Annotated in this window: 21 protein-coding genes; 8 read left to right on the plus strand and 13 right to left on the minus strand. The window is 41.4% G+C overall.

The annotated features are described in order from the left end of the window. Positions 1–21: 21 nt before the first annotated feature. Positions 22–696 (minus strand): zinc metallopeptidase, encoded by a 675-nt coding sequence (locus AKG37_RS06935; RefSeq protein WP_060698514.1) that lies wholly within the window; start codon positions 694–696, stop codon positions 22–24. Between the two features lie 80 nt (positions 697–776). Further along, complete coding sequence (locus tag AKG37_RS06940) at positions 777–1001, minus strand: YuzI family membrane protein (RefSeq protein ID WP_060698145.1); 225 nt, start codon at positions 999–1001, stop codon at positions 777–779. A gap of 126 nt (positions 1002–1127) precedes the next feature. On the opposite strand from AKG37_RS06940, the gene AKG37_RS06945 reads away from it, so the two are divergent. Beyond that, a complete protein-coding gene (locus AKG37_RS06945) occupies positions 1128–2114 on the plus strand; it encodes a potassium channel family protein (protein WP_060698146.1) in 987 nt (328 codons plus the stop codon). Here AKG37_RS06945 and AKG37_RS06950 read toward each other — a convergent pair. The 5 genes from AKG37_RS06950 to AKG37_RS06970 all read right to left on the minus strand — a co-directional run bounded on the left by AKG37_RS06950 (position 2111) and on the right by AKG37_RS06970 (position 7010). Further along, on the minus strand, positions 2111–2512 hold the full coding sequence (locus AKG37_RS06950) for a YugN-like family protein (RefSeq protein WP_060698147.1): 402 nt from the start codon (positions 2510–2512) through the stop codon (positions 2111–2113). The two genes, AKG37_RS06945 and AKG37_RS06950, sit on opposite strands and share 4 nt — an antisense overlap. A gap of 29 nt (positions 2513–2541) precedes the next feature. Then, entirely contained in the window at positions 2542–2760 is a 219-nt protein-coding gene (locus tag AKG37_RS06955) for a spore germination protein (protein WP_060698148.1), read from the minus strand. Positions 2761–3073: 313 nt separating this feature from the next. Further along, entirely contained in the window at positions 3074–4429 is a 1356-nt protein-coding gene (locus AKG37_RS06960) for a glucose-6-phosphate isomerase (protein WP_024423293.1), read from the minus strand. Between the two features lie 126 nt (positions 4430–4555). Further along, positions 4556–5728: an iron-containing alcohol dehydrogenase gene (locus AKG37_RS06965; protein WP_060698149.1), complete on the minus strand. Its 1173-nt coding sequence runs from the start codon at positions 5726–5728 to the stop codon at positions 4556–4558. Between the two features lie 118 nt (positions 5729–5846). After that, the gene (locus AKG37_RS06970) at positions 5847–7010 is read right to left on the minus strand and encodes an iron-containing alcohol dehydrogenase (protein WP_060698150.1); all 1164 of its coding nucleotides are present in this window, start codon (positions 7008–7010) and stop codon (positions 5847–5849) included. A gap of 144 nt (positions 7011–7154) precedes the next feature. Here AKG37_RS06970 and AKG37_RS06975 point away from each other — a divergent pair, with 144 nt between their 5' ends. Beyond that, positions 7155–7391 (plus strand): DUF378 domain-containing protein, encoded by a 237-nt coding sequence (locus tag AKG37_RS06975; RefSeq protein WP_060698151.1) that lies wholly within the window; start codon positions 7155–7157, stop codon positions 7389–7391. A gap of 67 nt (positions 7392–7458) precedes the next feature. Here AKG37_RS06975 and yugI read toward each other — a convergent pair whose 3' ends face one another. The 3 genes from yugI to AKG37_RS06990 form a co-directional block, all read right to left on the minus strand. Beyond that, complete coding sequence (gene yugI, locus AKG37_RS06980; protein ID WP_008345795.1) at positions 7459–7851, minus strand: S1 domain-containing post-transcriptional regulator GSP13; 393 nt, start codon at positions 7849–7851, stop codon at positions 7459–7461. Between the two features lie 198 nt (positions 7852–8049). Further along, a complete protein-coding gene (locus AKG37_RS06985; protein ID WP_060698152.1) occupies positions 8050–9243 on the minus strand; it encodes an aminotransferase in 1194 nt (397 codons plus the stop codon). After that, entirely contained in the window at positions 9244–9744 is a 501-nt protein-coding gene (locus tag AKG37_RS06990; protein WP_060698153.1) for an Lrp/AsnC family transcriptional regulator, read from the minus strand. A 176-nt stretch (positions 9745–9920) separates the two neighbouring features. Between AKG37_RS06990 and AKG37_RS06995 the strand changes: the two genes are divergently transcribed. Beyond that, complete coding sequence (locus AKG37_RS06995; RefSeq protein WP_060698154.1) at positions 9921–10745, plus strand: alpha/beta fold hydrolase; 825 nt, start codon at positions 9921–9923, stop codon at positions 10743–10745. Here AKG37_RS06995 and AKG37_RS07000 read toward each other — a convergent pair. Next, entirely contained in the window at positions 10742–11002 is a 261-nt protein-coding gene (locus tag AKG37_RS07000) for a DUF1871 family protein (protein WP_060698155.1), read from the minus strand. The genes AKG37_RS06995 and AKG37_RS07000 overlap by 4 nt on opposite strands. An 83-nt stretch (positions 11003–11085) precedes the next feature. Here AKG37_RS07000 and AKG37_RS07005 point away from each other — a divergent pair, with 83 nt between their 5' ends. Then, positions 11086–12261 (plus strand): MalY/PatB family protein, encoded by a 1176-nt coding sequence (locus AKG37_RS07005; protein WP_060698156.1) that lies wholly within the window; start codon positions 11086–11088, stop codon positions 12259–12261. A gap of 132 nt (positions 12262–12393) precedes the next feature. Beyond that, complete coding sequence (locus tag AKG37_RS07010; RefSeq protein ID WP_060698157.1) at positions 12394–13683, plus strand: ATP-binding protein; 1290 nt, start codon at positions 12394–12396, stop codon at positions 13681–13683. Here the strand turns inward: AKG37_RS07010 and AKG37_RS07015 are convergent, their stop codons facing one another. Further along, entirely contained in the window at positions 13684–13863 is a 180-nt protein-coding gene (locus tag AKG37_RS07015) for a hypothetical protein (protein WP_060698158.1), read from the minus strand. Positions 13864–13952: 89 nt separating this feature from the next. Here AKG37_RS07015 and kapB point away from each other — a divergent pair, with 89 nt between their 5' ends. Further along, on the plus strand, positions 13953–14348 hold the full coding sequence (gene kapB / locus AKG37_RS07020) for a kinase-associated lipoprotein KapB (RefSeq protein WP_060698159.1): 396 nt from the start codon (positions 13953–13955) through the stop codon (positions 14346–14348). Here the strand turns inward: kapB and kapD are convergent. Continuing rightward, positions 14345–14962, minus strand: coding sequence for a 3'-5' exonuclease KapD (kapD, locus tag AKG37_RS07025; protein WP_060698160.1), 618 nt, complete (start codon positions 14960–14962; stop codon positions 14345–14347). The two genes, kapB and kapD, sit on opposite strands and share 4 nt — an antisense overlap. Before the next feature lie 218 nt (positions 14963–15180). On the opposite strand from kapD, the gene AKG37_RS07030 reads away from it, so the two are divergent. Together AKG37_RS07030 and AKG37_RS07035 are read left to right on the plus strand one after the other, a co-directional pair. Next, the gene (locus tag AKG37_RS07030; RefSeq protein ID WP_237697672.1) at positions 15181–16359 is read left to right on the plus strand and encodes an MFS transporter; all 1179 of its coding nucleotides are present in this window, start codon (positions 15181–15183) and stop codon (positions 16357–16359) included. 107 nt (positions 16360–16466) lie between these two features. After that, on the plus strand, positions 16467–18368 hold the full coding sequence (locus AKG37_RS07035; protein WP_060698162.1) for a transglycosylase domain-containing protein: 1902 nt from the start codon (positions 16467–16469) through the stop codon (positions 18366–18368). The last annotated feature ends 1 nt before the right edge of the window (position 18369 follow it).

The following is an 18369-nucleotide window of genomic DNA, read 5'->3' on the forward strand; positions in this document are numbered from 1 at the left end:
GCTCACCTCCTCTGGCATCAATTAATCATTACGGCCATTTAGGAAGATCATTACAAAACGGAGCAATTCAAACAGGGAGACAAGTGCCGCTGCTACGTACGTCAGAGCTGCAGCATTTAATACCTTGTTCACGCCTCTTTCTTCACTGCTTCTAATGATTCCTTCTGAAACAATGATATCTTTGGCACGAGAACTTGCGTTAAACTCGACAGGCAATGTCACAAGCTGAAAGAACACAGCTGCTGAGAACAAAATGATCCCAAGCCCGATTAAGTTAAGGCTGCTGAGCAAAATTCCACCAAGGAAAAGAAGCGGAGCAACACCTGATGCAAAGTTCACGACTGGAAAGATCTTATGTCTCAAAACAAGCGCACCATAGGATTCCTGATGCTGCAAGGCATGTCCAACCTCGTGTGATGCGACTGAAATGGCCGAAATGGAATGGCCGTAGTACACAGGCTCAGATAAACGAACCACACGCTGCGTCGGGTCGTAATGATCAGTCAAAGTTCCTCTTACCGGTTCAACAGGCACGTCGTATAACCCGTTGCGATCTAAAATATATCGAGCGGTTTCAGCACCTGTTTTCATACTGGATGCATCAACCTTTGAATACTTTTCAAAATTATTCTTCACTTTAAATTGTGCCCAAAATGATAATCCCAATGCGGCAAATGTTAAAAAATAAAAAAACAGCATGCTCATCAGCTTCCTTTTATTTTATATATTTATTTACAATTTTAATGACTTTTATGTACCATGTACAGCAAAAAGCACTAGGTCTTTTTCAGGGGAATAACCATTCCAATGAAAAAGAAAAACACACCTAAGCATGCTGTATAAAAGGTGACTGAACCATAAAGGTCTTGAAAAAAATGCAGCCATGAAAAATCACTCATAAAATGATTCACAGCATTTAAGTCAAACACAAGTAAGATGACAGCTGATGATAAAAAGTGCGCGCCAATAAAAAGAAGTACGGTCTTTTGAACAAACGACATTCGAATTCCCTCCTTCTTCTCCCTTATTTTAAGGTATGGGTTCTATTTCAATACATGACGAAGATGAAAAAATGTTTCCGCAATCGGGCATACTGACATTAGCAGTCTCCTGAAAGGAAGAGTTCGATGAAATCAAACCGTATCTTTATTGCTTGGCTAAGGTGGCCGCTCTATCTTCGAATTGCCATCATCATTTGTTTTTTGCTTCTCTTTTTTGGACAATTAATTGTTTTGCTTGAACCGAAGCAGTATCATACGATCTTTGATGGGATCTGGTGGGCACTCATTACTGTTTCTACGGTTGGCTACGGTGATTTTGTGCCCCAAACGATGCCGGGACAAGTAGCGGGCATGGCGCTCATTTTTATCGGAGCAAGCTTTGTCACCGCTTATTTCGCCACGCTTGCCGCCGCTGTGTTCAGCAAGCAGCACCATTATGTTGAAGGAAAGGTCGCCTTTAAGGGGAAAGGGCATCTGATTATCGTCGGCTGGAATGAGAAAACGAACAAACTGCTTCAATCGTTTCAAACGATTGATCCAGCCATGCCGATTGTACTGATTGATGATTCCTTAAAGGAGGGACCACTTTTAGAGAATGTTCATTTTATTAAAGGACATGGCACCGAAGATGTCACACTACGCAAAGCTAATATTACTAGTGCAAATGCACTGATGATTACCGCAGATCAGCATGAGAATGAAGTGACAGCCGATATGCAGAGTGTGTTAACATTACTTGCGGCAAAAGGAATAAATCCTTCACTATACTGTTTAATTGAAATCTTAACAGATCGTTATGTGAAAAATGCCGAACGTGCTGGAGCCAATCAAGTCATTCATACCTCTGATGCAGTCAATCATTTAATGGTCGAACACTTTCTTATCAAAGAACAGTTCACGGCGTTAAAGAAAAAACGCCATATGACATTGCATAAACACATCACCATCATACCTGTACCGACTTCATTAGCTGGAGAAACATTCTTAACAGCGCTGCATCACTTTTTAGAGCACCATGTGATCATTGTCGGCGTACAAAAAAAAGAAGGACCCATGATGAATCCTCCCTTTAGCTATGAGCTTCATCCAGAGGATGAACTGATCAGCCTTTAAAGCAGCGCGTCTTCTAACTCCTTGACGAGTGAAAAGCCAATCTCAGCATAAGCATTTGATACATCTCCATCTTTCTCTTTTGGTTCTTGGAATTGGTTAAAGGATGCTCCCACATTTCCAATCATCGCATGATCATCTAACTTGTCTTGATATACATGCTTTAAGAGAAATGGATGTCCCATTTTCACCACAACACCCGGCTGATCTAGCTGGCCTTTCTCAGCCGTGAAAGGAACTCTGAGAAAGGTATAACCATCACGGTTATCAATTTTATAATCAAAATACCCGTGATCATAATCCCAGTTGCCATTAATGACATACCCGAGCGGCTTCATCGTTTCTTCCAAATGGTAAAGTGAAAAGCTTTCACCAGGCAGCCTGGATGGTACATGAATCATACGAAACCCTCCTTTTTGTATAGGGTTCGTTAAAGAGAGGAATTCATACATTTGCCTCTCGTGATTTGTACATTGTTTGTAAAAGCAGCATCAAATAAGCTTTGATTGGATGATTGTGTCGTCTCATTTGAACTTCCAGAACCTGCTGTTTCCTTCGTAACGCTCTTAGAACAAATGCGTCCAACATTGCCAAAGTTGACGATTGCCTGGCCAGATATATCATGAATATAAATATGATTTGTCCTCATTCTTCAACCTCCTCCATTCATTATTCTATGTTCAGAACATGGGAAGGCTTGCACAGGAATCTTAAGAATACAAAAAAGGCACACCCTTATGAAAAGGTGTGCTCAGCGTGTAGACAAACCCTCGCATTCGTTGTCAGCTCTGCGCGCTGGTGCTCACGAATGTCAAATTCGCTCCGCAAAAGTAGCTGAACTTCCTAGACTTCAAAGGTTTTCAATCACGCTGAAAAGAAGACAAAGGGCTAAAATAACGATCATTTTAGCCCTTTGTCAACAATCTGAGGCACACCCTTATGAAAAGGTGTGCCTTTCGTTCTTATGATTGTTTTAGACGGCTCTCAAGCTCTGCTTTTTTCTCTTCGAAGCCCGGTTTTCCTAATAAAGCAAACATATTCACTTTATACGCTTCTACACCAGGCTGATCAAATGGATTGACGCCTAGTAAATATCCAGACATTGCACATGCTTTCTCAAAGAAGTACACGAGGTATCCGAATGTATAAGCATCCATCTCAGGAATTGTCACGATGAGATTCGGTACTTTTCCATCTGTATGGGCAAGCATCGTTCCTTCAAATGCTTTTTTATTGACGAAATCAACCGTTTTTCCTGCCAGATAGTTCAAGCCATCAAGATCTTGTTCTTCTGCTTCGATGACAAGCTCATGACGTGGCTTGTCTACATTCACGATTGTTTCAAACAAGTCTCTTCTTCCTTCTTGAACATATTGACCAAGAGAATGAAGATCTGTTGAGAAGTTAGCAGATGAAGGATAAATTCCTTTTTCATCTTTCCCTTCACTTTCACCGAATAATTGCTTCCACCATTCTGCGAAATATTGCAAGCCTGGCTCATAGTTAATCAGCATTTCAATCGTTCTGCCTTTATTGTAAAGGACGTTGCGGACGACAGCATATTGGTAAGCCGCATTTTCAGAAAGCTCAGATGAAGCGAAGTCTTCGCTTGCTTTTGCCGCGCCTTCCATCATCTGATCAATGTCTGCACCGCTCACAGCGATTGGCAAAAGACCGACTGCTGTTAATACAGAATAGCGTCCACCGACATCATCAGGGATGATAAATGATTCATAGCCCTCTTCAGTTGCTAATGTTTTAAGCGCACCGCGTGCCTTGTCAGTTGTTGCATAAATACGTTTTTTCGCTTCTTCAGCACCGTACTTTTCAATAAGGAGCTTTTTAAAGATGCGGAACGCAATGGCTGGCTCTGTTGTTGTTCCAGATTTAGAAATCACGTTAATGGAGAAATCTGCATCTTCCAGCAGATCCATCACATCTGTTAAATAAGACGAACTGATGTTGTTTCCAATAAAAATGATTTGTGGTGTCTTTCGTTTGCCTTTTGGCAAAGTGTTATAGAAAGAATGGTTCAAAAATTCAATCGCCGCACGTGCGCCTAGATAAGAGCCGCCGATTCCGACAACAAGCAGGACATCAGAGTCAGACTTAATTTTATCTGCACTTTTTTTAATGCGGGCAAATTCTTCGCGGTCATATTGCTTAGGCAAGTCAACCCAGCCTAAATAATCACTGCCTGCACCTGTTTGTTCATGAATATTATGATGAGCCACCTTCACAAAATCTTTTAAATATGTAAGCTCATGTTCTTGAAAGAAAGGTAACGCTTTCGAGTAGTCAAATTGAATATGTGTCATCGCTGGTAAGCCCTCCATTACGTTAGTTCTGTCTCTTTCACTTTAGCGGAACTAGCTGTTGAAATCAAGTGATCGTCACTGGCATGGCAAAAAGCCGCTTCTCTGAATGAGAAGCGGCAATCTGAATTATAAAGAAGCTTTCAAAATCGATAGAATGTCATCACGACCAAGTTTCATAAAGTTGCCAAAACCACCGTATTCCATTTCTTTCGCTGCGATGTCAGCAATTTTGTCCAGCTGATCCTCGCCGATGTCATAGTCCGCTAAACGGCTTGGTGCTCCTAGACTTGTCCAGAAGGCTGACAGTTTGTCGATTCCTTCTAACGCGATGTCACGATCTGATTTTCCTTCTGTCTCGATATCGAACATGTTCAACATAAGGTTTTTAAAACGTTCCACATTATGATCGAGTGTATGACGCATCCAGTTCGGGAAGAGAATGGCAAGTCCGCCTGCATGCGGAATGTCATAGACAGCTGATACTGCATGCTCAATCGTATGGGACGCCCAGTCGCCAAAGTAACCCATTTGCAGCGTGCCATTTAAAGCGATCGTTCCTGCATAAAGAATGGTTTCACGATGCTCATAGTTTTGTAAGTCTTCTAGCAGTTTTGGTGCTGTCTCGATGACTGTTTGAAGAACAGCAAAACACATCCGATCCTGTAGAGGTGTGTTTTTTACATTATGGAAGTATTGCTCAAAAACGTGGCTCATCATATCAACCATGCCATACACCGTCTGATTTTCTGGCACAGAATACGTATGCTCAGGGTCTAGAATTGAAAATGCAGGATGAGTAACTGAACTTCCCCATACATATTTTTCATTCGTTTCCCAATTTGTGATAACAGAATCTGGGTTCATTTCTGATCCAGTTGCTGCAAGTGTCAGCACTGTGCCAAACGGCAATGCTTTTTGAGCAGTTGTTTTCTTTGAAATAATATCCCACACATCACCGTCATACTCTGCTCCGGCTGCAATTGCCTTTGTACAATCGATGACACTACCGCCGCCAACGGCTAATAAGAAATCAATGTTCTCATTTTGACAGATGTCGATTCCTTTTTTCACTGTCGTGAGACGTGGGTTTGGTTCAACGCCAGACAGCTCAAATACTTCAGCATCTGCTTCTTTCAACACATCAATGACCTTGTCATAAAGACCATTTTTCTTAATGCTGCCACCACCATATACAAGTAACACTCGTTTCCCATAACGAGCGAGTTCGCTTTTGAGTCCTTCTAGTTGTCCTTTTCCAAACATTAATTTTGTTGGATTATAGTAAATAAAATTCTCCATCTGTTCTACATCTCCTTAAAACGAATATATCCAAAAACATGAAAGACTACTGTAACATATGTACACGATGAACTCAAAAAAGATAGCTGCTAAAAGCAGCTATCTTTTTGATGTTCGATTATAAAGAAGCGTTTAGAATAGCTAGAACGTCTTCTTTGTTTAGCTTCTTAAATTGACCAAATTCACCACGTGCCATTGCACGGTCTGCAATCAAGTCAATTTTCTCATCATTGATGTCATAATCCGCTAAACGGCTTGGTGCTCCCAAGCTAGTCCAGAAAGCAGACAGCTTGTCGATACCTTCTAAGCCGACCTCTTCGTCTGTTTTGCCCGCAGGGTCTACATCGAATACGCGCACCGCTAGTTGCTTAAAGCGGCCTGGGTTTTCTTGAATCACATGCTTCATCCAGTTCGGGAACAAGATCGCAAGTCCGCCTGCATGAGGAATGTCATAGACAGCGGATACCGCATGCTCAATGTTGTGAGATGCCCAGTCACCACGTGCCCCCATTGAAAGCATTCCATTAAGTGCAATTGTGCCAGTGAATAAAATGGTTTCACGCAGCTCATAGTTCTCAAGGTCGTTGATCAGCTTCGGTGCCGTTTCAATGACAGTACGAAGAAGTCCTTCACACATACGATCTTGGTAAGGCGTATTTTCCGTGTGATGGAAATATTGTTCAAACACATGTGACATCATGTCAACCATGCCATAAATCGTATGGTTTTTAGGCACAGTGAATGTGTTGACTGGATCAAGAATAGAGAATTTCGGGAAAACTGCTGGACTTCCCCAGCCATACTTCTCATTTGTTTCCCAATTTGTGATCACTGATCCAGAGTTCATTTCAGAGCCTGTTGCAGCAAGTGTTAACACCGTACCGAACGGAATAGCCTCCATTGGGACGTGCTTACGTGTCACAATATCCCAAGCATCTCCATCGTACTTCGCACCAGCTGCGATCGCTTTCGTAGCATCAATGACACTGCCGCCGCCAACTGCCAAAATAAAATCAATGCCGCTTTCTTTGCAAAGCTCAATTCCTTTTCTCACTGTTGTTAAGCGCGGGTTTGGCTCAACACCAGCAAGTTCAGTGATTGTAGCTCCTGATTCTTTTAGAATGCTGACAACTTGGTCATAAAGGCCGTTTCGTTTAATACTGCCTCCACCATATACAAGTAATACGTTTTTTCCGTATTGTTTAAGTTCATCTGAAAGGGCTGATACTTCTCCCTTTCCAAAGATTAATTTCGTTGGGTTCCAATAAGTAAATCGATCCATTTGATCTCCTCCTCGCGCTACATTATGCGCCTCAATCATTCCAAAAGTAAAGTAATTTGCTTTCATCCATTTTCTTACGCATAGTTTGGCTAAAAATCTGCAAAATATAAATGTATTGATGCTGTATCGAAAGGAGGAATCACGATGAGTGCTATTCAACGTATTGCCCTCGTGCTCACGATTATCGGTGCTATTAACTGGGGACTAATCGGCTTTTTTCAATTTGACTTAGTAGCAGCGATCTTTGGCGGTCAAGGTGCTGCATTATCACGTATTATTTATGGTCTTGTTGGAATTGCAGGTCTTGTCAATCTTGGTCTATTGTTCAAGCCAAGTGAAGAAGCTGTTCACCGTGACGAGCCGAATCCAGAGGTTCGCTAAACAAAAAGACATAAAAAAGGCCGCCTACATGAGGCAGCCTAGGGCACCGTTTGAAGCGGTGCTTTTTTTATTTCTTGATAAGGTCTTTACGGTTTGATTGCTCAATCCACTCTTCAAGTTTATCTTTAAGTGTGTTGAAACCTTGTGGTGCAGCAGCTTCTTCTTTCACTTGCTGTGGTCTTTGTTTCTTTGGTTTGCTTTCTTTTCTTTCAGGTGCTTCTTGTGTAGCACGGATAGAAAGGCTGATTTTTCCTGCATTTTCATCAACAGAAAGAACTTTTACTTGTACTTCGTCACCAATTGAAAGGTGCTCGTTGATGTCTTTTACAAAGCCATGTGTTACTTCAGAAATATGCACAAGTCCTTGAGTTTCTTCATCTAATGCAACAAACGCACCATACGCTTGTAATCCTGTTACTTTACCAGTGTAAACACTGCCTACTTCAAACTTTGTCGCCATGATAACAACTCCTAAATAAATGTTTTAATATTCGTTTATACGCAATTAAAAACTATATCACAGAAAGGTCAGTTACGCAAAATATTTTTTAAATGGGTTTAGATCAGTTCAAAAGGGGGAATACCTGAAAACAAGAATGCTTTCTAGTATTCCCCCCTAATTTGTGAGGCATGAGTCCATCTGGATTGATGCCTTTTTTTATTTTAAGATGGCAGATGCTTCTTCCTTCACTTGTCGATCCTTCAAAAAGCGCTGGATTCTTGAAAGTGATTCCTGAAGATGGTCAAGTGATGAAGCATATGAACAACGAATATGACCTTCACCGCTCGGGCCGAATACATTCCCTGGGACAACGGCCACTTTTTCACTGAGAAGCAGCTCCTCAGCAAATTGTTCTGACGTCATGCCTGTGCTTTTAATCGACGGGAACGCGTAAAACGCTCCGTTAGGCTGGTGGCATGTGAGTCCTAATTCATTCAGGGAGCCAACAAATAAATTACGGCGCCTTCTGTAGCTTTTCTTCATTTTCTCTACATCTTCAAGTCCATTTTTCAATGCTTCTTCTGCCGCATATTGTGCCATTGCGGGCGCGCACATCATAGAATATTGATGTATTTTCAGCATAGCATCACGCAGGACAGGTGGTGCTGCCACATATCCTAAGCGCCAGCCTGTCATGGCAAACCCTTTAGAAAATCCTGAAATCAAGATCGTTCTTTCCTTCATATCTGCGATCGCCGCCACGCTCGTAAAAGCTTCATCGTATGTCAGCTCTGCATAAATCTCATCCGTAATAATGAGCAGGTCATGTTCTTTTGCAAATTGAGCAATATCTTCAAGCTCTTCCTTTGAATAGACAGACCCAGTTGGATTTGATGGAGAGCAAAGCAAGATGGCTTTTGTCTTTGGCGTCAGCTTCGTGCGAAGATCAGCAGAGTCCGCTTTGAAATCTTTTTCAGCTGATGTACTTAAATAGACAGGCACTCCGCCTGCAAGTGTCGTAAGCGCCCCGTACGCAACGAAACAAGGCTCTGGAATGATGACTTCATCTCCGCTATTTAAAATCGCACGAAAGGCTAAATCAAGTGCCTGGCTTCCGCCCACCGTGATAATGAGTTCTTCTTCAGGACTGTAGTTAATGTGAAACCGCTTATATAAGTAGTGGCTCAGTTCTTTTCGCAAAGAGATCAGCCCTGCATTCGCTGTATAAGAGGTCAGCCCTTGTTCTAATGACATAATACTTGCTTCTCTCACATTCCAAGCTGTCACGAAATCTGGCTCGCCGACACCAAGGGAGATGACCCCTTCCATTGTGGCAGCCAAATCAAAGAATTTCCGAATACCTGACGGCTGAATGCTTTGTACCGTTTCAGATAAATAAGACTTTTTCATTTAAGGAGACACCACGATTCTTTTGTCATCGTCTCCTGTTTCAAACACTTTCCCATCATGTTTATATCTCTTTAAAATAAAGTGGGTAGTTGTTGAAACAACGGAATCAAGTGTCGATAATTTTTCTGATACGAAGCGGGCAATATCAGACATTGATCTTCCACGGATCACAACGGATAAATCGTAAACGCCTGACATGAGATAAACAGACTCCACTTCTTGAAATCGATAAATACGTTCAGCAATTTCATCAAATCCGACGCCTCTTTTTGGTGTCACTTTTACATCAATCATCGCTGTAACGCCTTCGTGTCCATCCACTTTACGCCAGTCAATCATGGTTGAATAATCAATAATAACTTTTTGATCTTCAAGCTTTTGAATAATGATTTCGGCTTCTTCTGTTGTTACGCCTGCCATTTTTGCAATTGTATTTAAATCGGCGCGGCTGTTTTCATCTAAAATCTCTAATATTTCAGTTTCTTTTTCTGTTAGTTTCATTTGATTTCACACCTCAGATTATAAAAAGCTAGTTTTAAAAAATCTTCTGAACATTATAGCACGTTTTTCCCATTATGCTAAGCAGGGAAAAGATTCTAATCGTAGATTAAAATCCACATTTTAGGTTACAATACAGTCACCTAACAGAGAGAGTATCAAGTATCGGAGTGATGAGAGTGGACATTGTTCAGCCAGCTTATATGAAAAGTACATTCGGTTTAGATATCTATTACGAGCACTATCCAAATGAGGGAAAGAAGACATTGATCTTAATTCATGGTCTCTTCTCTTCTACCTTCAGCTACCGAAAACTCATCCCGCTTCTTAAACAGGATTTCAATTTAATTGCAATTGATCTTCCGCCATTTGGACAGTCGGAGAAGTCGAATACGTTTATTTACAGCTATCGCAACATGGGCAAAATCATTATTGAACTAGCAGGTTTTTTGCAGATTCAGCATGCAATCCTAGTGGGACATTCAATGGGTGGACAGATCGCCTTATACGCTGCTTCTGAACGGCCAGACCTATTTGAAAAGGCGGTTCTTTTGTGCAGCTCTGGCTATTTGAATAAGTCAAAGAAATCACTTGTTTACAGCACATATATTCCTTATTTTTATCTTTATCTAAAAAGAAAGCTTTTAAAGCAAGGCATTATGAAAAATTTAACGGCTGTTGTGCATGATCATTCCATCATTGATCAAGAGATGGTGGACGGTTATTTAAAGCCTTTTTCAGATGATCAAATCTTTCGAGGGATATTCCGTTTGATTCGGCACCGGGAAGGAGATTTGACCTCGGATGTTTTAAAGAAAATGGAGACACCCGTACTGCTCATTTGGGGCGAGGAAGATCGAATTGTTCCCCTTCAAATCGGAGAAAGGCTGCATAAGGATCTGCCCAATTCGACCTTACATGCATTAAAAAAAACCGGACACCTCATTCCTGAGGAAAACCCGGTCTTTGTGTCTGATCAAATCGGACATTTCAGCCTGTCTTAGCGTGAGCAGGAGCTGCTGTCTCGTATGATAAAAAGCTGATTCGCTGTATGCTGACAGCTTTCTATTGGAAGCAGCTGTTCAAATGAGTGATGGTAGATGGCTTGAATCTCTTTTGCTAAAGATAACGGGTCTTCTGCGTCGTATAATGCACTAATGACGTCAGCAGGCTCCGTTTCATAAAAATCCTCTCCATAATGAAAAGGGTCCCATGCCTTGATGATTTGAATCATCTCTTCTACAGCTTGACTATCTTTCATCGGTATCACCGCTTATAATAAATTTTGTGATGTTTATTTTAGCACAACCAGTAAAGGTTGAAAAACAGCTAGAGGTGGGTTTCATGAATTTCGACGAACAGATCATACGTAAAGGTTCAAAATCAGTGAAATGGGATCAAGCAGAGTCTTTGTTCCTGACAACGGATGCTCTCCCAATGTGGGTGGCCGATATGGATTTTAAAGCGCCGCAAGTCGTCCTTGATGCTTTAAAAGAACGATTAGATCATGGCGTTTTTGGCTATGCATTTCAAGATCAGGATACGCAGCAGGCTGTGGCTGGATGGCTCAAAAGAAGACATGGATGGACAATTCAAACAGATGCTGTCACCTTCACACCAGGCATCGTCACAGCACTTAGTTTTGCTGTCCAAGCTTTTACAGCACCGAATGACGAAGTCGTCATACAGTCACCAGTATATACGCCTTTTTATCAAATGATTGAGCGAAATGGACGGACAGTCTCAACCAATCCTTTAAAAATAGAAAACAACCGCTATATGATGGATTTTGATGATTTAGAGAAAAAGCTGAGCAGACCACAAGCGAAGCTCATGTTCCTATGTCATCCGCATAATCCGTCTGGAAGAGCGTGGACAAAAGAGGAATTAAAACGAGTCGGAGACCTCTGCGTTAAGCATGGTGTCACGGTCATATCAGATGAGATTCATTCAGATTTAATGCTTTATGGAAAGCCGCACATACCTTTTGCAAGTCTTTCTGACGACATTGCACAGATCACGGTGACGTGTATTGCGCCAAGTAAAACATTTAATTTAGCGGGGCTCCAGGCTTCTGCCATTATCATTTCAGATGAAGAAAAAAGAACCCTTTTCAACAAGGAATTGCAAAGACATGGACTGTCCAAACTGAATGCATTTGCGATTCCCGCGATGGAAGCAGCATACCGCCACGGGGATGAATGGCTTGATGCCCTTGTTCTTTATCTAGAAAACAATTTGAAGACAGCGATGGACTATATTGACGAATATCTTCCAAATATGCGTTATATGAAACCAGATGCGTCTTATTTATTGTGGCTGGACATTCAAGACTATCAATTCAGTCAAGCAGAATTGAAACGGAATCTGCTGAAAAAGGGGAAAGTCATACTAGAGCTTGGACACGTGTACGGGCACGAAGGAGACGGCTTTATTCGGATAAATCTCGGCTGTCCTGCTTCAACAGTTAAAGAAGGACTGAAACGCCTTCATCAAGCGTTCACACTATCAACTGAATAACACTTATAGATGAAAAGAACATCCTAACGGGTGTTCTTTTTAAAGAAAAAAACCCTCCTTTTATCATATCTACTTTGTACATGAAATGATATAATGAGAGGAATTACAATTATTTGCGAGGAGAGCATTTATATGGAAATGTTCAAGGATTTTCTGCTCCATGTATCTTTTATTCTATTTCCAATCTTTATATATCATGCGCTATGGCTAAGCCGGACCCCTGCACATTTCCCAAAAACGAATAAACTGCTCATCACAATATTCGCATCCATCTCTTCAGCACTATGTATTATGTATCCAGTTGGTTCGATATTAGATTTGCAGACTGGGCTTCAATCCATACCCCTTGTACTTGCTATTTTATACGGAGGGTATACAGCCGGGATTGTTGCCATCGTGATGAGTTCCATTGTCAAATTCGTGATGTATGGCTCTTTTTTATGGGTTGGGCTCATTGTTGTCCCAATTTACTTTTTCATCCCATTCCTGTTCTACCGGAAATGGCGTCAATATTCAAAGCTGAAAAAGCTGAATTACGGAGTGCTGATCGGTTTATCTAAAGGATTCTTTATTTATATTGGACTGCTTGCGGTCAGCTTAATAGAATACAGTCCAGCTTTTATTATGCAGCAAAAGTTCCTTGAGTTATTTTTATCAACCCTTTACTACATATTCTTTCTTGTGCTCAGTATCTATTCTATTGAATTCATCAAAGAAAATGCGCAAATGAGAACACAGCTCGTCCAGTCAGAAAAACTGACCATTGTGAGTGAACTCGCTGCAAGCGTCGCCCATGAAGTACGCAACCCACTGACAGTTGTGAGAGGCTTTATTCAATTGCTCTTTTCGAGTGACAATGCAAAAGAGCCTGCCAATAAAGATTATAAAAATCTCGTTCTGTCCGAGTTAGACCGGGCGCAGGACATTATCACGAGTTATCTTGATATTGCGAAACAAAACTATTATCAAATTGAATCTCTCAATCTATCGAAATTACTTGAGGAATGTGCATCACTGATGACATCCTATGCAAATTTTAAATCAGTCACGATTCATCAATCCATTGAACCAGACTTGTACATTCAAGGTGATGTAACAAAGATCAAGCAAGTCCTGATTAATTTAATCAAAAATGCAATTGAAGCAGCCCCTGATCATGAAGGGAAAATTGAACTTTTTGCTTCAAAAGAAAATCATAAAGTATGCCTTTATTTCGTTGATAACGGTGTAGGTATGACAGAAAGCCAAATGAAAAAGCTTGGCGAACCGTACTACACTTTGAAAAATAAAGGGACTGGACTTGGGCTGACAGTGACTTTTTCAATCATTGAAAATCACCATGGAACCATTCGTTTCAAAAGCTCACTGCAGTCTGGTACAACTGTCACCGTGAAGTTTCCTGAAGACACAAGAAGAAAATGATCAATCCATTTTTTTTGTTCTTTTTTCATCTATCCGCTCCTGCTTCTTGGACGCACGAATGATGAGGCGAAAGCAAATAAACGCAGCGATAAAGAAAATCACCGTGGTGATAGCCGCTGGGATGTACTCCCTTTTATCTTCAGGAAAATACAGCAGAAAAAGTACGATGAACGACAGCATCGCCATTCCCCCTTTTGCTCGTTTACTTCACTATATTGGCTAAAAAAAATGAAATACCTTCCTATGAGAAGGAAATGGAGGAATTTCACATGATAGACATTCAAATTGGACAAGTTGTGAAAGGTTTTTACAAAACAGGTGTTTACGTTGGGGAGGTGACAGCAGTGAAACCATCAACCTATCTCGTTCAAGTAAAAGCGGTTCTGACACATCCCGTTCAAGGCGACCTGCATCACCCAAAAGAAGCAGACGTGCCTTTTTTCCAGGAGAGACGGGCTTTGGCCTATAGAGAACAGACAAATATCCCTCATCATATGGTGAAGCCTTATGATGACAGCATCCCTGATTATCGAGTGTCACTGAAAGAAGCTGTAAATAAATTGAAACAAACGCTCCAAGCGGATGATTCCAAATGGGCTGAAAAATCAAGAGCATGCCTATCTTCTCTCGAAAAAGATTATTTTCCAGAAGACGACGCCCGCTAATCAGCCGAATCAAAAAAATATGAGAAATCAATCAGCTCACCAATTTTCGTTGTTTGCGGATTTTCTACATAGGCTCTGTCTTTTTCAAAAAGGGTTAGCAGCTGATAAGTCGTCATCGCATCATCGAGTGCTTTATGATGCTTACCAGCTCCCTCACTGCCGTATTCCTTTGCCGCTTTTCGAAGCCCAGTCAGGGTGCGGTCACCAAAAAAGGTTTTATATTCAAAGGCAAGATCTCTCAGCTTCCCCTTAAAAGGAAAGGCAATGTGATTGAGCATACAGTTTTGCTTCAATACCTTCATGTCCATATTGCCCCACGTAATAATCTCACAATTCTCTTCCCCATCAAGTGACACGAGCTTCTCGATAAACGCCTCAAATGAAATCCCGCTCTCTACATCCTGCTGCGTAATGCCGAGGAACGATTTACAGCGCTTCGTCAGCTTCGGGAACTTTTTCGGTTTGACGTAGCTAGAGAATGTGTCTATGATCGTTTCATCTGCTGCTTTCACTACCCCAGCTTCAATAATTTCAGGAAAAAAATTTTGCGGATGATATTTTCCATCAGGCATCGTAAATTCAAAATCGACCACAAGCACCGTCTTCTGTTCCACCAGTCTCACCTCACTTTCTCGTCAGTTTTTCATTCTGATACCATTATATTAAGACGGACCTTGAAATCACTTCATTTTCGTGAAAATAATGCAGATTCACTATGCCCAACCTATTCATCTGATGAAAGATCGTTTATTTTCCTTTATAATTATTAAGGAACACGAAATAAATAAAGAAGGTGGTCTCTATCACAAACAGGAAGAAAAACTTGTACATCATGTGGTTTGTGAACTTTTTTGTATCTGCCAGCATTACAATGATCGTCCCTTTTTTATCACTTTACATAGAATCTCTTGATAGCAGCTATTCAAATGAATTTGTCCAGAGATGGAGCGGCTATGTCTTTGGGGTTACATTTTTGACGGCTTTCCTAATCTCTCCGATTTGGGGACGGATTGGTGACCGGCATGGCTATAAAAAGATTTTATTAATTAATGGTATTGGGATTGCAACAAGTATTCTATTAATGGGGCTTGTGCACACGGTGTATCAGCTATTCGCATTAAGACTTTTCATGGGGCTTGTCACAGGCTTCATATCGACTTCGATGGCACTGATTTCTGCACAAACCGAAAAGGCAACGGCCGGTAAAACCCTTGGAACGATGCAGATGAGTAATGTCGCCGGAGGATTGTTTGGTCCATTAATGGGCGGATTCATGGCAGACAGCGTCGGATTCATTTATACGTTTTTCCTCACAGCGGCTGTCATTTATGTGTCAGCGATTGTGATCATTTTCGGAGTGAAGGAACAGCCAATCCGGTCAAAAGAAGCAAAGCGAGTATCTTACTCACGAAAAGAAGTGCTTGTCCATATTTTCAAACAGCCTTTACTTGTGGTCACGATGCTTCTAACGTTTATTACACAGGTGGGGAACTTTAGTATTCAACCGCTGTTAGCTCTATATATTCACGATTTACATGGTCCGGTTAATCTCGCTTTTTATGCGGGGCTTGCATTTTCTGCAACTGGACTTGGCAATTTGCTGTTTACACGAAAATGGGGAGATCTTGGAGATCGAATTGGTCACGACAAGGTACTGCTTGCCCTTCTCATCCTCTCCTCTATTTTATTCATCCCGCAAGCGATGGCAGATTCCTACGTGATGCTTGTCATATTCCGTTTTCTATATGGAATGGCACTTGGCGGGATTATTCCGTGTACGACAGCGTATATTCGAATTAAAGCACCCGCCTCCATGCAGGGGGAAGTGCTCGGATACAATGTCAGCTTCCGCTTTCTCGGGAATGTCGTTGGTCCGGTGATCGGCGGTATTGTAGCGAGTCATTATGGGATTCCAGCAGTCTTTTATGTCACCGCCGGCATTTTTCTATTTGGCGCATTATTTTTATGGGCGGTCCGCTCTCATTCGAAGGCAACAGAAAGGAGTGTCTGATTATCCTCAGATACTCTTTTTTCTTGTGCAGAAGCCTTATTCACTAGACTTCACGTCCATTTTATTCTAAAAATAACCTTCTCGTAATCGCAAAAGAATGGTACGATATGGCTAGAAAATTGAAGAAAGTGAGTGACCTCATGTTTCGTGCAATTATTGGTTGGTTATTACTTGCTGCCCTCATCCCATTATTTATTCTGACTTTTTATCTATCAAAGGAAGAAGCTGCAAGTGTAAAACCTGTTAACGAAGTGCTTGATCAAAAAATCAAGCTAGAAAAGGTGGATTTTTCCCAAAACAGTTATATGTATGATCGAGATGGTTCTCTGATCTCTGAGATCGTATCAAACGATGAGAACCGCGTTTTCGTCAAATATGATAAAATTCCTGATTCCGTCAAGGAGCTGTTCCTCCGTTCAGAGGACCGCAACTTTTATGACCATAAAGGCATTGACTTTATGGGAGTTGTTCGTGCACTTGCTGCGAATGTCAAAAACCATGGCATCAGCCAAGGAGCAAGTACTATCACACAGCAGTTGTCCCGAAATTTATATTTAAGCCATGAACGTTCGTTCAGCCGAAAGTTTACAGAACTGCTATACTCCTATGAACTTGAGCGGAAATTCTCGAAGGATGAAATTCTCGAAAGCTATTTAAATACCATTTATTTCAGTAACGGGGTTTACGGTGTCGGTTCTGCGGCTAATTACTATTTTGATAAGCCGCTTAGTTCTTTAACGCTCGCACAAATGGCATTTATCTCTGCTATACCAAACAACCCAACGCTGTATGACCCATTGAAACAATTCAAGCACACTAAGAAACGCCAAGAACGACTTCTAGGTATTTTGAAAAACGATGGTGTGATTACCAAAAAGCAATACAAAAAAGCCGTCAAAGAAAAAATCAGCCTGTCCTTAAGTGAAAAGAAAAACCTTTACCCTGACTATGTGACATATGCCAATGAAGAGTTTACCGATCTTGTGTCTGATCAGGAAGGCTTTACAAAACGATTGAAAAAGGCTAAAACGGCTCAAGCGAAAAAGGCAATTCAAAAAGAATTATCCGAAAAGGTCAGTGCCCTGCTCCAGGATGGCGTGAAGATTTATACAGCACTTGATCCTTCCTTACAGCAAAGAGCTGTCTATCAGCTCAATGCACAATTGCCTTACCAAGGTGTAGAAGGCGGATCAGCGGTCATTAATCATGAAACGCATCAAATTGTCGCACTTGCTGGCGGGAAAAACTATAAAAAGTTTGATTTCAACTACGCCTATCAAGCGCAAAGACAGCCAGGCTCTGCGATTAAGCCGCTTTTAGACTATGGTCCTTATATTGATCAAACCGGCGCAACAGCTTCAAGCACCATCAGTGCCGGCAAGTTTTGCAGCAGCGGATACTGTCCGCAAAACTATAATCATAAAACGTATGGAACGGTCACACTTGAAACAGCCTTTAAGAATTCATACAATACCCCTGCGATTCGAATGCTGGATACTGTAGGTGTCCAAAAAGGCTTCAGCTATTTAGAGAAGTTCTCATTCGAACATATCGTAGCGGATGATTACCGCCTACCTTCTGCACTTGGCGGATTTACGAAAGGCTTCTCACCGCTAGAAATAACAGATGCGTATACCGTCTTTGGCAATCAAGGTGCCTATACACAAAGTCATTCGATCACAAAGGTGACAGACTTAAACGGTAAGACCCTTTACAAGTGGAAAGAGTCGCCAAAGCAAGTGTATTCTCAGCGTACCAATGAAACAATGCGTAAGCTGCTTGCCTCCGTTGTGAAAAGTGGAACAGGGAAAAAAGCGAATTTCAACGCCCCTTACATCGGTGGTAAAACAGGAACATCTAATGACTACAAAGACATTTGGTTTGTGGGACTGACAGATCAATACACAATGGGTGTCTGGGTTGGAAGAGATAGAGGAACAGTTGAATCGATTTATAACTCAAGCCCACACTTACGTATTTGGAAAAATACAATGCAATACGCTAGATAAA

The sequence above is a fragment of the Bacillus australimaris genome (assembly GCF_001307105.1).
Taxonomy (GTDB): Bacteria; Bacillota; Bacilli; order Bacillales; family Bacillaceae; genus Bacillus; species Bacillus australimaris.